The organism is Streptomyces sp. NPDC059371 (assembly GCF_042751995.1).
Classification (GTDB): domain Bacteria; phylum Actinomycetota; class Actinomycetes; order Streptomycetales; family Streptomycetaceae; genus Streptomyces.
Genome location: NZ_JBHYXD010000081.1, coordinates 9,072 through 23,863, shown reverse-complemented (window position 1 = coordinate 23,863; position 14,792 = coordinate 9,072). Strand labels below are relative to the sequence as shown.

The window sequence follows — 14,792 nt, the reverse complement described above, 5'->3', positions numbered from 1 at the left end:
GGGGGGCGCGCTGGGCGTCTCCCCCCCCCCTGGGCGGGTGGCGCGGGGGCCCGGGGGGGCGGGGGGCCCCCCCCGGGGGCACCGGTGTGCGACCACTTCACGCCCCGCTCCGTCACCCCGCCGCCGTCCGGACGTGGAATCATGGCCGCACCGGCCCAACCGGTGGGTCGTTGCCTTGGGTTGGCGATGCCACGGAAACACAGGCCACGGCCTTCAGGGGGAGGAACGATGGCGGACAGCTTCGGACCGATGCGTGCCGGCGACACCGGCGACGGAGTCGTCGCCTCCGGCCTGGACGGGAGTTCACGCGACGAGCCCATCAGGGTTCTCGTCGTCGATGACCATGCCCTCTTCCGCCGCGGTCTGGAGATCGTGCTCGCGGCCGAGGAGGACATCCAGGTCGTCGGTGAGGCGGGGGACGGGGCGGAGGCGGTCGATAAGGCCGCCGACCTGCTGCCCGACATCGTGCTGATGGACGTACGGATGCCCAAGCGCGGCGGTATCGAGGCGTGCACCTCCATCAAGGAGGTGGCCCCCAGCGCGAAGATCATCATGCTGACGATCAGCGACGAGGAGGCCGACCTCTACGACGCGATCAAGGCGGGGGCGACCGGCTATCTCCTCAAGGAGATCTCCACGGACGAGGTGGCCACGGCCATCCGCGCGGTCGCCGACGGGCAGTCGCAGATCAGTCCGTCGATGGCGTCGAAGCTCCTCACCGAGTTCAAGTCGATGATCCAGCGCACGGACGAACGCCGGCTGGTGCCCGCGCCGCGGCTCACCGACCGCGAGCTGGAGGTCCTCAAGCTGGTGGCCACGGGGATGAACAACCGGGACATCGCCAAGGAGCTGTTCATCTCCGAGAACACCGTGAAGAACCACGTGCGGAACATCCTGGAGAAGCTGCAACTGCACTCCAGGATGGAGGCCGTGGTCTACGCGATGCGGGAGAAGATCCTCGAGATCCGCTAGGCGTCACCCTGGGCGTCACCGGACGCCGTCCGATGACGCCGGGCATCATCCCAGGATGCGCGCGAGCTCCGCGGTCAGCGGTTCGCGCAGGTCCGGGGCGTCCACCCGCTCGACCCGTACCGCCGTGCAGTCCACCCAGTCCGCGGCCTCCACCAGGGCCTGGGCCACCGCCGGGACCGCCTTCGCGCCGTCCAGGGTGACCTGCCGGGCGACCAGTGTGCGGCCCTCCCGCGCCGGGTCGACCCGGCCGACGAGCCGGCCGCCGGCGAGGACCGGCATCGCGAAGTAGCCGTGGACCCGCTTCGGCTTGGGCGTGTACGCCTCCAGGCGATGCGTGAAATCGAAGATCCGTTCCGTGCGTGCCCGCTCCCAGATGAGGGAGTCGAACGGCGACAGGAGCGTCGTGCGGTGACGGCCGCGCGGGACCGTCTCCAGCGCCGCGGGGTCCGCCCACGCGCTCCCGGCCGGTCTCGCGCCCGCGCTCCCCGCACCGCCCTTGCCGGCCGCGGTCCGGCCCCAGCCCTCCACCGTGACCGCGACCAGACCAGAGTCCGCGATCACCGCGTCGACCTGCTCCAGCTTGAGGCGGTGATAGTCGGCGATGTCCGCGCGGGTGCCGACGCCTAGGGACTGTCCGGCCAGGCGCACCAGACGGCGCAGGCACTCCCTGTCGTCCAGCTCGTCGTGCAGCAGGGCCTTCGGGACGGCCCGCTCCGCGAGGTCGTAGACCCGCTTCCAGCCGCGCCGCTCCACGCACACCACCTCGCCGTACATCAGCGCGCGTTCGACAGCCACCTTCGTGCCCGACCAGTCCCACCACTCGCTGGTCTTCTTCGCCCCGCCCAAGTCCGTGGCCGTCAGCGGGCCTTCGGCGCGGAGCTGCTTGAGGACCTGGTCGTAGGCGCCGTCGGGCAGGTCGTGGTTCCAGTGCGGGCGGGCGCGGTAGGCGCGGCGGCGGAACGCGAAGTGCGGCCACTCCTCCACGGGCAGGATGCAGGCCGCGTGGGACCAGTACTCGAACGCGTGCGGTGCCGGGGATGTCCCGCCGGACGGCGCGGACGTCCAGTACGCCTGCTCCACGGTCTTGCGGCCGACGGCGCCGAGCCGGGCGTACGGAATCAGTTCGTGCGAGCGGGCGAGGACGGAGATCGTGTCGAGCTGCACCGCGCCGAGGTGCCGCAGGACTCCGCGGACGCCCGCCCGGCGGTCCGGGACGCCCAGGAAACCCTGCGCCCGCAGAGCGATACGCCGGGCTTCGTCCGCGGAGAGTTCGGTGGTGGGACGCGGGAGACTCGTCATGCCCACACGTTAGGCGGTGCCACTGACAACCGGGGCGCTCACGGACGGACCGCGGCGGCGCCGGGGCGGGACCCGGGTGCGGGTCGCGCGGGCGGCGGCCGGGTCCGGCGGCCGGCGCGCGATCGCCCGCGGAGCCGCCGCGGCGCTCACCTGCCCGGCAGGTACGGGGCCGTCGAGGGCAGACCCAGGTCCGACGGGAGCAGCGAACCCACCCAGCAGTCCCTGCGTACGCCCTTGTTGTTGAGGGCGGAGCGCAGGGTCCCCTCGATGGTGAAGCCGGCCCGTTCGGCGACCGCGCGGGAACCGGCGTTGCCGACCTCGGCGCGCCATTCGACGCGGTCGACGGACAGGTCGGTGAAGGCCCAGCGGGAGGCGGCGACGGTGGCCTCGGCGATGTAGCCGTTGCCGCGGTGCTCCTTGGTCGCCCAGTACCCGACTTCGCCGACGCCCAGGGAGCGCATGGTGATGGAGAGCATCCCGACGAGTTCCCCGGTGGGGAGGAAGACCCCGAAGGCGAAGGCCGAGCCGTCCGCCCAGCCCTCGGGCACGATCTGGTCCGTGAAGCCCGTCGCGTGCTCGCGCAGATAGGGGGACGGGATGGTGGTCCAGCGCTGGATGTCGGGATCCTGTGCGGCTTCGAAGACCGCGTCGGTGTCGCCCACGTCCACGGCGCGGAGGACGAGACGGTCGGTGGTCAGCGTGACGGGGTCCATCGGGCGATTCTGCTCGGGCAACCGGAAGGATGCCATTCCTTTGCCCTGGGTGACCGGTTCGCTACTTTTCGCTGTGTGAACGCGGCACCTTAGGCGACCCCTGTCCGTTGTCCTGGTGGCTGTCACCGGCAGACCTCCCGGCGTGGTGTGGTCCTCGCTTACGATGGCCGTTGCTCAAGCTGTGATTTGAAACTGTCATTGAAACCGACCGTCCCAGGCCCGACCGGCAAGGAGACAAACCCCCGTGTCCGTCCTCTCGAAGATCATGCGTGCAGGCGAAGGCAAGATCCTGCGCAAACTGCACCGCATCGCGGACCAGGTCAACTCCATCGAAGAGGACTTCGTCGACCTCTCCGACGCCGAGCTGAGGGCCCTCACCGATGAGTACAAGCAGCGGTACGCCGACGGCGAGAGCCTCGACGACCTGCTGCCCGAGGCCTTCGCGACCGTCCGTGAAGGGGCCAAGCGCGCTCTTGGCCAGCGTCACTACGACGTGCAGATCATGGGTGGCGCCGCGCTCCACCTCGGTTATGTCGCGGAGATGAAGACCGGTGAGGGCAAGACCCTCGTCGGCACCCTGCCCGCGTATCTGAACGCCCTCTCCGGGAAAGGCGTTCACCTCATCACGGTCAACGACTACCTGGCCGAGCGCGACTCCGAAATGATGGGCCGCGTCCACAAGTTCCTGGGCCTCGAGGTCGGTTGCATCCTCGCCAACATGACCCCGGCCCAGCGCCGTGAGCAGTACGCGTGCGACATCACGTACGGCACGAACAACGAGTTCGGCTTCGACTACCTGCGCGACAACATGGCGTGGTCCCAGGACGAGCTCGTCCAGCGTGGCCACAACTTCGCGATCGTCGACGAGGTCGACTCCATCCTCGTCGACGAGGCCCGTACGCCGCTGATCATCTCCGGCCCGGCCGACCAGGCCACCAAGTGGTACGGCGACTTCGCCAAGCTGGTCACCCGCCTGAAGAAGGGCGAGCCCGGCAACCCCCTGAAGGGCATCGAGGAGACCGGCGACTACGAGGTCGACGAGAAGAAGCGCACCGTCGCCATCCACGAGCCCGGCGTCGCCAAGGTCGAGGACTGGCTGGGCATCGACAACCTCTACGAGTCGGTGAACACCCCGCTCGTCGGTTACCTGAACAACGCCATCAAGGCCAAGGAACTGTTCAAGAAGGACAAGGACTACGTCGTCATCGACGGCGAAGTCATGATCGTCGACGAGCACACCGGCCGTATCCTCGCCGGCCGCCGCTACAACGAGGGCATGCACCAGGCGATCGAGGCGAAGGAAGGGGTGGACATCAAGGACGAGAACCAGACGCTCGCCACGATCACCCTGCAGAACTTCTTCCGCCTCTACAAGCGCCACGACCACAGCGGCAAGGAAGTGGCCGGTCTCTCCGGCATGACCGGTACGGCGATGACCGAGGCCGCCGAGTTCCACCAGATCTACAAGCTCGGCGTCGTCCCGATCCCGACCAACCGGCCGATGGTCCGCAAGGACCAGTCCGACCTGATCTACCGCACCGAGGTCGCGAAGTTCGAGGCGGTCGTCGACGACATCGTCGAGAAGCACGAGAAGGGCCAGCCGATCCTCGTCGGTACGACGTCGGTCGAGAAGTCCGAGTACCTCTCGCAGCAGCTCTCCAAGCGCGGTGTCCAGCACGAGGTGCTGAACGCCAAGCAGCACGACCGGGAGGCGACGATCGTCGCCCAGGCCGGCCGCCGGGGTGCCGTGACCGTCGCCACCAACATGGCCGGCCGCGGTACGGACATCAAGCTCGGCGGCAACCCCGAGGACCTCGCCGAGGCGGAGCTGCGCCAGCGCGGCCTCGACCCCGAGGAGCACATCGAGGAGTGGGCGCACGCCCTGCCCGCCGCCCTGGAGAAGGCCGCGCAGGCCGTCCGCGCGGAGAACGAAGAGGTCAAGGACCTCGGCGGTCTCTACGTGCTCGGCACCGAGCGCCACGAGTCGCGGCGCATCGACAACCAGCTCCGCGGTCGTTCCGGTCGTCAGGGCGACCCGGGCGAGTCCCGCTTCTACCTCTCGCTGGGCGACGACCTGATGCGCCTGTTCAAGGCGCAGATGGTCGAGCGCGTCATGTCGATGGCGAACGTGCCGGACGACGTGCCGATCGAGAACAAGATGGTCACCCGCGCCATCGCATCCGCGCAGTCGCAGGTCGAGCAGCAGAACTTCGAGACCCGCAAGAACGTCCTGAAGTACGACGAGGTGCTCAACCGGCAGCGCGAGGTCATCTACGGCGAGCGCCGCCGTGTCCTGGAGGGCGAGGACCTGCAGGAGCAGATCCAGCACTTCATGGACGACACCATCGACGCCTACATCGAGGCCGAGACCGCCGAGGGCTTCGCCGAGGAGTGGGACCTCGACCGGCTGTGGGGCGCCTTCAAGCAGCTCTACCCCGTGAAGGTCACCGTCGACGAGATGGAGGAGGAGGCCGGCGACCGTTCCGGTCTGACCGCCGAGTTCATCTCCGAGTCCATCAAGGACGACATCCACGACCAGTACGCGGCCCGCGAGGAGCAGCTCGGCTCCGAGATCATGCGTGAGCTGGAGCGCCGGGTCGTGCTGTCGGTCCTGGACCGCAAGTGGCGTGAGCACCTCTACGAGATGGACTACCTCCAGGAGGGCATCGGCCTGCGTGCGATGGCCCAGAAGGACCCGCTGGTCGAGTACCAGCGGGAGGGCTTCGACATGTTCAGCGCCATGATGGACGGCATCAAGGAGGAGTCCGTCGGCTACCTGTTCAACCTGGAGGTCCAGGTCGAGCAGCAGGTCGAGGAAGTCCCGGTCCAGGACTCCGCGCCGTCCCTGGCCAAGCAGGAGGCGGTCCCCGCGGGTGCGGGCGCGGCGCGCCCCGAGATCCGCGCCAAGGGCCTCGACGCCCCGCAGCGGCCGGACCGGCTGCACTTCTCCGCGCCGACCGTGGACGGCGAGGGCGGCATCGTCGAGGGCGACTTCGCCAGCGACGAGCCCGTGCGGTCCGAGGCGGACGGCCTCACGCGCGCGGAGCGCCGCAAGGCCCAGAAAGGTGGCGTGCGCCGCCGCAAGAAGTGAGTGAGGGTCGCGTGCGGCGGGCGGTGCCACCGCAGGCGACCGGATGACACGGGAAGGGCCGGACACCTGGTGTCCGGCCCTTCCCGTGTCCGGGGCGGTGAAGGACTTCTCCGGGGCCGTGGGCCGGGCCTGGCCGTGGGCCGGGCTTCGTTCAGTCGTGAGGGTGGGGTGTGCGGGGGCCGCCGAGTTCGATCGCCGTGCAGCGCCAGCGGAGGTCGGGGCCCTGTTCCAGCCGGAAGGCCATGGCGCGGAGCTGGTCGCCGGCGCCGATGCGGGCGAAGGCCTCGACGGCGTCCGGGCGGGCGACGTAGTAGCCGATGTCCCGGACGACGGGGCGGGCGCCGCGCGTGCGCAGCGGGCCGCGCTCGGCGAGCCGGACCAGTTCGTCGTAGGCCCGGCCCGCGGTGTGGCGCAGCATGCAGTGGACGGGTCGGGCACCGCTCAGGACGGCCAGCAGCCGCTCGGCGAAGACGTCGGTGGGGCGGGGCCCCGGAGCGGGGCGCCCGGGCGCCCCGGGGGGCGCCGTGGCGAGCGTCCGGGTCTCGCCGGGCGGCAGGGTGCTCGGTCGGGCCCCTCCGGGTGGCAGGGCGCCTGTCCGGGTCTCGCCGGGTGTCAGGGCGCCTGTCCGGGCCGCACCGCGCGGCGGAGTGCTCGTCCCGGCCTCTCCGCCCGGCAGGGTGCCTGTGGGGGGCGCGGGGGGCGGGCTGGTGTCCTGGGGTGGGGTGCCGCCCGGGCGCCTGGCGGGGGTGCCCGTGCCCGGTGGGGCGCCGCCGGGGCGGCGGGAGTCCTGACGGCCGGGCGGACGGGTGCCCGGGTGGCGCCTGGTCCTCGTCATCACCTTGTTCATAGGTCGTCCCCGCTCGTCGTCCGGACCGGCGATACCCGCCGGTAACGTTCGTGTCGGGGATCTTGTACGAGCCGGGGAGGGGCCCGCGCAAGCGCGGCGGGCGCGTGCCGCGGCCGCCGGAGAGTTCACCTATCAGGGTTGCCCGGAGACGCGGAATCCTTGGCGGCGAAGGGGAGTGCCGGGTGAATCGCGGGCGTGGGGTGGACGCCGCGACGGGTGCGGCCCGGACCTCGAAAGGGGACGCCCGCACGTATCCTGAAGGCCCTCCCCGGAGGCGCGGGACCGCCCTCCCCGGAGTGCTCGCACCGCGTGACCCTCGGAGCCCCGACTACGAAAGCGGCCAGCCATGCGCGTCTACGTCCCCCTGACCCTCTCCGGTCTCGCCGAGGCGTACAAGACGGGAGAGCTGCAGACGGGACCGTTCACCGCGTACGCCGTCACGCCCGCCCTGCGCGAGTGGTACGTGTCCGACGACATCGAGGAGCTGGAGTACGCGGCGCTGAGCCGCGCCGCACTGGCCTCGCTGCGGCTGCTGGCCATCGACCGGGAGGCCGCGCGGCGCCGGGTCGTCGTCGCGGTCGACGTCCCGGACCGGGTGGCGGCGGCCGACCCCGACCGGGGACTCGACCCCGCGGCGCTCGGTGAGGTGCGGGTCTCCCAGGACGTGACCCTGGCGAAGGCGGCAGCCGTGCACGTCGACGCGGACGACGCCGATACGGACGTGACCGCGGCCGCGGCGGCGCTCGGCGCGGCGGACGCGGGCGACGACGACGCCCAGTTCGTGGTGGACGGGGCCGAGGACCACGAGCTGCTGTGGTTCGCCACGCAGGAGGTCCCGGGCCTGGTCGGACTCGGGGAGTAGCCGCCTGTCTCCGCCCGCCCTGTCTCCGTCCGCCCGGCCCCCCACGATGACGCGTTGTCGGTGGTGGCGGGTACGTTCTCGGTATGGGGAAGCAAGGAAACGCGCACATTGTGTGGGACTGGAACGGCACGCTGTTCCACGACAATGACGCGATCATCGGGGCGACGAACGCGGCCTTCGCCGAGCTGGGGCTCGAGCCGATCACCTTGGAGCGGTATCGGGCGATGTACTGCGTGCCCGTGCCGAGGTTCTACGAGCGGCTGATGGGCCGGCTGCCGACGGACACCGAGTGGCAGGTCATGGACGACACCTTCCACCGGTACTACGCCGAGCACCGCAGGGCGTGCGGGCTCACCGCCGGGGTGCCCGCGCTGCTCGCCGGATGGGAGGCGGCGGGCCGCAGCCAGTCCCTCCTGAGCATGTACGGGCACGAGAACCTGGTCCCGCTGGTGCGCGGCTTCGGCATCGAACCGCACTTCCTCCGGGTCGACGGCCGGACCGGGCCCTCCGGCGGCAGCAAGGCCGAGCACATGGTGCGCCACCTCGCCGCGCTCGCCGGTGTCGAACCGGCCCGTGTGGTGGTCATCGGTGACGCGGTGGACGACGCGACCGCCGCGCGGCACGTCGGCGCCGGGGCCGTCCTCTACACCGGCGGCTCCCACAGCCGAGCCAGCCTGGAGGAGGCCGGCGTTCCCGTGGTGGACAGCCTGGAGGAGGCCGTCGAGGAGGCCGGCAGACGGGCGGCCTGAGGCTTCCGCCCGCCTCCCGGACGGGCCTGTCTCAGCTCACCGGGGCCTTCGAGCGCAGCACCTTGAGGAACTCACGCATCCAGGCGGAATGGTCCGGCCAGGCGCGCGAGGAGACCAGCGTTCCGTCGACGACGGCCTCCGCGTCCTGGAAGGTCGCACCGGCCGCCTGCATGTCGAGTTCCAGCGCGGGATAGGCCGTGACGCGGCGCCCGCTCAGGCTGTCCACGGCCGCGGTCAGCAACGGCCCGTGACAGATCTGGGCCACCGGCTTGTCCGCGTCGAAGAAGGACTTCAGGATCTTGCGGAGTTCCAGGTCGTTGCGCAGATACTCCGGGGCGCGCCCGCCGGGAATGACCAGGGCGACGTACGCGCCGGGGTCGACCTCCGCGAACGCCAGGTCCGCGGGCCAGGTGTAGCCGGGCTTCTCGGTGTAGGTGTCGAAGCCGGGCTCGAAGTCGTGCACCACGAACTGCAGCTTCTTGCGGGTGGGGGCCGCGATGTGGACCTCGTAGCCCTCCTCGCGCAGACGCTGGTAGGGGTAGAGGACTTCCAGCGACTCCGCCGCGTCGCCGGTGACAATCAGGATCTTCGCTGCCATGGTGCTGCGCTCCCGTCGGCCGTCCTTGCGCGTCGCGTTCGCCGTCCCCGTCAACCTGCCTCCGGGGGAGGTGCTTGCCAAGGGGCAGAACACGGTCCGTAGGACGACGGTAGCCCGCAGTCGGCTCGTACTGCATGCCGTCGCCCTCTTCGCCCCTGTGCATAGTGTCAAAGTTCCACCCCCGGTTTTGTACACATACGGCTCATGACGACCCCCCGGTCGGGGGCGATAGCCTGGTGGCGTGATCAGCGCGATATCTCGCGGGGGCATCGTCGCCCCTGCCCCGCGCCCGGAGCGCACGGACGACATCCGTGACCGGGCGCCGATCGCTGATCTTCACGGGCGGGACGGGATCACGGCGACGGCCTTGTGCGCGAGCGGAAACGCGGCGAGCGCCCACGGCAACGCGATCCGTACGTCGCCGGCACCCGGGGAACGGACGTCGCCGAGAGCGGCGTCACAGTCTCCGGGGCGGCCCAGAATGGCCGATACCCCTCCGCCCGTCTCCCCTTGCGGCATAGCGTCGAACCAGACCGGACACCCCGCGTCACGGCGTTGCGTCGGAAGCGAAGAGACCGTATTTCCTTCAACGTCACGCAACGGCGCGCGACAGGAGCCAGAGGACAATGCAGACCAAGCTGGACGAAGCCAAGGCCGAGCTGCTCGAGAGGGCCGCCCGGGTAGCTGAGAACAGCCCGGTCGGGGGGCACCTACCGACTGGGACGACGGGCGAGGGCACCCCCGACCGGGACACCGTGCTCGCGTTCCTCCAGCGCTACTACCTGCACACGGCCCCGGAGGACCTCACCGACCGCGACCCGGTCGATGTCTTCGGAACGGCCTTCTCCCACTACAGACTGGCCGAGACACGCCCTCAGGGCACGGCCAACGTGCGCGTGCACACACCCACCGTCGAGGAGAACGGCTGGACCTCCAGCCATTCCGTCGTCGAGGTGGTCACGGACGACATGCCCTTCCTCGTCGACTCGGTGACCAACGAGCTGTCCCGCCAGGGACGCGGCATCCACGTCGTCATCCACCCGCAGTTCGTCGTCCGGCGCGACCTCACCGGCAAGCTCATCGAGGTGTTGCCCAAGCGGCCCTCCGCCGAGGACCTGCCGCACGACGCGCACGTCGAGTCCTGGATCCACGTCGAGATCGACCGGGAGACCGACCGCGCCGACCTGAAGCAGATCACCGCCGACCTGCTGCGCGTCCTGTCCGACGTCCGCGAGGCCGTCGAGGACTGGGAGAAGATGCGCGACGCGGCGCTGCGGATGGCCGAGGAGCTCCCCACCGAGCCCACCGCCGACGATCTGCGCGACCAGGAGGTCGAGGAGGCCCGGGAGCTGCTGCGCTGGCTCTCCGGCGACCACTTCACCTTCCTCGGGTACCGCGAGTACCAGCTCCGCGACGACGACTCGCTGGCCGCCGTCCCCGGCACCGGGCTCGGCATCCTGCGCTCCGACCCGCAGCACGGCGAGGACAGCCACCCGGTCAGCCCGTCCTTCGAGCGGCTGCCCGCCGACGCCCGGGCCAAGGCCCGCGAGCACAAGCTGCTCGTCCTGACCAAGGCGAACAGCCGCGCCACCGTGCACCGGCCGTCGTACCTGGACTACGTCGGCGTCAAGAAGTTCGACGAGAACGGCGAGGTGATCGGGGAGCGCCGCTTCCTGGGCCTGTTCTCCTCCGCCGCGTACACCGAGTCCGTGCGCCGGGTGCCCGTCGTCCGCCGCAAGGTCGACGAGGTCCTGCGCGGTGCCGGGTTCTCGCCCAACAGCCACGACGGACGCGACCTGCTCCAGATCCTGGAGACGTACCCGCGCGACGAGCTGTTCCAGACCCCCGCCGACGAGCTCCGCGCGATCGTCACCTCCGTCCTGTACCTCCAGGAGCGCCGCCGGCTGCGGCTCTACCTGCGCCAGGACGAGTACGGCCGCTACTACTCGGCCCTCGTCTACCTCCCGCGCGACCGCTACACCACCGGTGTGCGGCTGCGGATCATCGACATCCTCAAGGAAGAGCTCAACGGCACCAGCGTCGACTTCACGGCCTGGAACACCGAGTCGATCCTGTCCCGGCTGCACTTCGTGGTCCGCGTCGAGCCCGGTACCGAGCTGCCGCAGCTCTCCGACTCCGACAAGGAGCGCATCGAGGCCCGCCTCGTCGAGGCCGCCCGCTCCTGGGCCGACGGCTTCGCGGAGGCGCTGACCGCCGAGTGCGGCGAGGAGCGCGCCGCGGAACTGCTGCGCCGCTACGGCAACGCCTTCCCCGAGGGCTACAAGGCCGACCACTCCCCGCGTTCCGCCGTCGCCGACCTGGTCCACCTCCAGGCGCTCGGGCAGGAGGCGAGCAAGGACTTCGCGCTCAGCCTGTACGAGCCGGTGGGCGCGGCGCCCGGTGAACGCCGCTTCAAGATCTACCGCACCGGCGAGCAGGTCTCGCTCTCCGCGGTCCTGCCGGCCCTGAACCGCATGGGCGTCGAGGTCACCGACGAGCGGCCCTACGAACTGCGCTGCTCGGACCGTACGACCGCGTGGATCTACGACTTCGGGCTGCGCCTGCCCAAGTCCCTGAACGGCAACGGCGACCACCTCGGCGACGACGGCCGCGAGCGGTTCCAGGAGGCCTTCGCCGCCACCTGGACCGGACAGGCCGAGATCGACGGCTTCAACGCCCTCGTGCTGAGCGCCGGGCTCACCTGGCGGCAGTCGATGGTGCTGCGCGCCTACGCGAAGTACCTGCGCCAGGCCGGTTCCACCTTCAGCCAGGACTACATGGAGGACACCCTCCGCAACAACGTCCACACCACCAGGCTGCTCGTCTCGCTGTTCGAGGCGCGGATGTCGCCGGAGCGCCAGCGCGCCGGTGTCGAGCTGACCGACGCGCTGCTGGAGGAGCTGGAGGCGGCCCTCGACCAGGTCGCCTCGCTGGACGAGGACCGGATCCTGCGGTCCTTCCTCCACCTGATCAAGGCGACCCTGCGCACGAACTTCTTCCAGCAGGCGGTCGGCGGCAAGCCGCACGAGTACGTCTCGATGAAGTTCGACCCGACGGCCATCCCGGACCTTCCGGCGCCGCGCCCGGCGTTCGAGATCTGGGTGTACTCGCCCCGCGTCGAGGGCGTGCACCTGCGCTTCGGCAAGGTCGCACGCGGCGGTCTGCGCTGGTCCGACCGGAAGGAGGACTTCCGCACGGAGATCCTCGGCCTGGTCAAGGCGCAGATGGTGAAGAACACCGTCATCGTGCCGGTCGGCGCCAAGGGCGGCTTCGTCGCCAAGCAGCTCCCCGACCCGTCCGTGGACCGCGACGCCTGGATGGCCGAGGGCATCCGCAGCTACCGGACCTTCATCTCCGCGCTCCTCGACATCACCGACAACATGGTGGCCGGCGAGATCGTCCCGCCCGCCGACGTCGTCCGGCACGACGAGGACGACACCTACCTCGTGGTCGCGGCCGACAAGGGCACGGCGACGTTCTCGGACATCGCCAACGAGGTCGCCCAGTCGTACGACTTCTGGCTCGGCGACGCCTTCGCCTCCGGCGGCTCCGCCGGATACGACCACAAGAAGATGGGCATCACCGCCCGCGGTGCCTGGGAGTCCGTGAAGCGGCACTTCCGGGAGCTCGGCGTCAACACCCAGACGCAGGACTTCACCGTGGTCGGCGTCGGCGACATGTCCGGCGACGTGTTCGGCAACGGCATGCTGCTCTCCGAGCACATCCGCCTGGTCGCCGCGTTCGACCACCGGCACATCTTCATCGACCCGACCCCGGACGCGGAGACCTCGTACGCCGAGCGCCGCCGTCTGTTCGAGCTGCCGCGCTCCTCGTGGGCCGACTACGACACCGAGCTGATCTCGGCCGGTGGCGGCGTCTTCCCGCGCAGCGCCAAGGCCATCCCGGTCAACGCGCACATCCGCGAGGCCCTCGGCATCGAGTCGAACGTCGTGAAGATGACGCCGGCCGACCTGATGCGGGCCATCCTCCAGGCGCCCGTCGACCTGCTGTGGAACGGCGGCATCGGCACGTACGTGAAGTCGTCCGCCGAGTCGCACGCCGAGGTCGGCGACAAGGCCAACGACGCGATCCGCGTCGACGGCGCCGACCTGCGCGTCAAGGTCGTCGGCGAGGGCGGCAACCTGGGTCTGACCCAGCTCGGCCGGATCGAGTTCGCCCAGCACGGCGGCAGGATCAACACCGACGCCATCGACAACAGCGCGGGCGTGGACACCTCCGACCACGAGGTGAACATCAAGATCCTGCTCAACGCGGTGGTGGCCAACGGCGATCTGACCGTCAAGCAGCGCAACAAGCTGCTCGCCGAGATGACCGACGAGGTCGGCGCCCTGGTGCTGCGCAACAACTACGCGCAGAACGTGGCGATCTCCAACGCGCTGGCCCAGTCCCCGAGCATGCTCCACGCCCAGCAGCGCTTCCTGCGCCACCTGGTCCGCGAGGGGCATCTCGACCGGGCCCTGGAGTTCCTGCCCACCGAGCGCCAGATCCGCGAGCGGCTCAACGCCGGCCAGGGTCTGACCGGTCCGGAGACGGCCGTCCTGCTCGCGTACACGAAGATCACGGTCTCCGTCGAGCTGCTCGCCACCTCGCTGCCCGACGACCCGTATCTGCAGAACCTGCTGCTCGCGTACTTCCCGACGGCACTGCGCGACAAGTTCCGCGAGCAGATCGAGGGCCACGCGCTGAGCCGGGAGATCGTGACGACCGTCCTGGTCAACGACACGGTCAACACGGGCGGTACGAGCTTCCTGCACCGCCTGCGCGAGGAGACGGGTGCCTCGCTGGAGGAGATCGTCCGGGCGCAGACCGCGGCCCGCGCGATCTTCAACTCCAGCGCGGTGTGGGACGCGGTGGAGGCGCTCGACAACGCCGTCGCCGCCGACGTGCAGACCCGGATCCGGCTGCACTCGCGCCGGCTCGTCGAGCGCGGCACGCGCTGGCTGCTCAACAACCGGCCGCAGCCGCTCCAGCTCGCCGAGACGATCAGCTTCTTCACCGACGGCGTCGAGCAGGTGTGGTCGGAGCTGCCCAAGCTGGTCCGCGGGACGGACCTGGAGTGGTACCAGCAGATCTACGACGAGCTGTCGGACGCCGGCGTGCCGGACGAACTCGCCACCCGTGTGGCCGGGTTCTCCTCCGCCTTCCCGGCGCTGGACATCGTCTCGGTGGCCGACCGCACGGGCCAGGACCCGATGGCCGTCGCCGAGGTCTACTACGACCTCGCCGACCGTCTCGGCATCACCCGGCTCATGGACCGCATCATCGAGCTGCCGCGCGCCGACCGCTGGCAGTCCATGGCCCGCGCCTCGATCCGCGAGGACCTGTACGCGGCCCACGCGGCGCTGACCGCCGACGTCCTGGCGGTGGGCAACGGGACCTCCACTCCCGAGCAGCGCTTCGAGGCCTGGCAGGAGAAGAACGCGGCGATCCTCGGGCGGGCCCGCACGACCCTGGACGAGATCCAGGGCTCGGACTCGTTCGACCTCGCCAACCTGTCGGTGGCGATGCGGACGATGCGGACCCTGCTGCGCTCGCATTCCTGAGCGGTACGTGAACGGGGGGGGGGGGGGGCGCGGGGGGGGGGGGGGGGGGCCCCCCGGAGGGAGGGGGGGGGGAGGAGGAGCAGGGGACGATAGAAAG

General features: G+C 70.5%; 9 protein-coding genes. 5 read left to right on the top strand and 4 right to left on the bottom strand.

The features are described 5' to 3' along the window. Nucleotides 1-228 precede the first annotated feature (228 nt). Nucleotides 229-972: a response regulator gene (locus ACFXGX_RS32400; protein WP_384798298.1), complete on the top strand. Its 744-nt coding sequence runs from the start codon at nucleotides 229-231 to the stop codon at nucleotides 970-972. A gap of 45 nt (nucleotides 973-1,017) precedes the next feature. Here the strand turns inward: ACFXGX_RS32400 and ACFXGX_RS32395 are convergent, their stop codons facing one another. Together ACFXGX_RS32395 and ACFXGX_RS32390 are read right to left on the bottom strand one after the other, a co-directional pair. Then, a complete protein-coding gene (locus ACFXGX_RS32395) occupies nucleotides 1,018-2,271 on the bottom strand; it encodes a winged helix-turn-helix domain-containing protein (protein WP_384798295.1) in 1,254 nt (417 codons plus the stop codon). A 146-nt stretch (nucleotides 2,272-2,417) separates the two neighbouring features. Next, nucleotides 2,418-2,984 carry a GNAT family N-acetyltransferase gene (locus tag ACFXGX_RS32390; RefSeq protein WP_384798292.1) on the bottom strand — a complete coding sequence of 189 codons (567 nt, stop codon included), beginning with the start codon at nucleotides 2,982-2,984 and terminating at the stop codon, nucleotides 2,418-2,420. 244 nt (nucleotides 2,985-3,228) lie between these two features. Between ACFXGX_RS32390 and secA the strand changes: the two genes are divergently transcribed. Beyond that, nucleotides 3,229-6,075, top strand: coding sequence for a preprotein translocase subunit SecA (gene secA / locus ACFXGX_RS32385; protein ID WP_384798289.1), 2,847 nt, complete (start codon nucleotides 3,229-3,231; stop codon nucleotides 6,073-6,075). Nucleotides 6,076-6,226: 151 nt separating this feature from the next. On the opposite strand, the gene ACFXGX_RS32380 is transcribed toward secA, so the two are convergent. Further along, a complete protein-coding gene (locus tag ACFXGX_RS32380; RefSeq protein WP_384798286.1) occupies nucleotides 6,227-6,922 on the bottom strand; it encodes an Rv3235 family protein in 696 nt (231 codons plus the stop codon). A gap of 346 nt (nucleotides 6,923-7,268) precedes the next feature. Between ACFXGX_RS32380 and ACFXGX_RS32375 the strand changes: the two genes are divergently transcribed. Next, nucleotides 7,269-7,784 (top strand): DUF6912 family protein, encoded by a 516-nt coding sequence (locus ACFXGX_RS32375; protein WP_384798283.1) that lies wholly within the window; start codon nucleotides 7,269-7,271, stop codon nucleotides 7,782-7,784. Between the two features lie 83 nt (nucleotides 7,785-7,867). After that, nucleotides 7,868-8,533 (top strand): HAD family hydrolase, encoded by a 666-nt coding sequence (locus ACFXGX_RS32370; protein WP_384798280.1) that lies wholly within the window; start codon nucleotides 7,868-7,870, stop codon nucleotides 8,531-8,533. A 31-nt stretch (nucleotides 8,534-8,564) separates the two neighbouring features. On the opposite strand, the gene ACFXGX_RS32365 is transcribed toward ACFXGX_RS32370, so the two are convergent. Continuing rightward, entirely contained in the window at nucleotides 8,565-9,131 is a 567-nt protein-coding gene (locus tag ACFXGX_RS32365) for a DJ-1/PfpI family protein (protein WP_384798277.1), read from the bottom strand. A 626-nt stretch (nucleotides 9,132-9,757) separates the two neighbouring features. Between ACFXGX_RS32365 and ACFXGX_RS32360 the strand changes: the two genes are divergently transcribed. Further along, on the top strand, nucleotides 9,758-14,695 hold the full coding sequence (locus tag ACFXGX_RS32360; RefSeq protein WP_384798274.1) for an NAD-glutamate dehydrogenase: 4,938 nt from the start codon (nucleotides 9,758-9,760) through the stop codon (nucleotides 14,693-14,695). Nucleotides 14,696-14,792: the final 97 nt, after the last annotated feature.

Bases quoted from the DNA above. Each gene is read 5' to 3' on its own strand.
- ACFXGX_RS32380 (WP_384798286.1), bottom strand. From the start codon at position 6,922: ATGAACAAGGTGATGACGAGGACCAGGCGCCACCCGGGCACCCGTCCG.
- ACFXGX_RS32370 (WP_384798280.1), top strand. From the start codon at position 7,868: ATGGGGAAGCAAGGAAACGCGCACATTGTGTGGGACTGGAACGGCACG.
- ACFXGX_RS32365 (WP_384798277.1), bottom strand. From the start codon at position 9,131: ATGGCAGCGAAGATCCTGATTGTCACCGGCGACGCGGCGGAGTCGCTG.
- ACFXGX_RS32360 (WP_384798274.1), top strand. From the start codon at position 9,758: ATGCAGACCAAGCTGGACGAAGCCAAGGCCGAGCTGCTCGAGAGGGCC.
- ACFXGX_RS32390 (WP_384798292.1), bottom strand. From the start codon at position 2,984: ATGGACCCCGTCACGCTGACCACCGACCGTCTCGTCCTCCGCGCCGTG.
- ACFXGX_RS32400 (WP_384798298.1), top strand. From the start codon at position 229: ATGGCGGACAGCTTCGGACCGATGCGTGCCGGCGACACCGGCGACGGA.
- ACFXGX_RS32375 (WP_384798283.1), top strand. From the start codon at position 7,269: ATGCGCGTCTACGTCCCCCTGACCCTCTCCGGTCTCGCCGAGGCGTAC.
- ACFXGX_RS32395 (WP_384798295.1), bottom strand. From the start codon at position 2,271: ATGACGAGTCTCCCGCGTCCCACCACCGAACTCTCCGCGGACGAAGCC.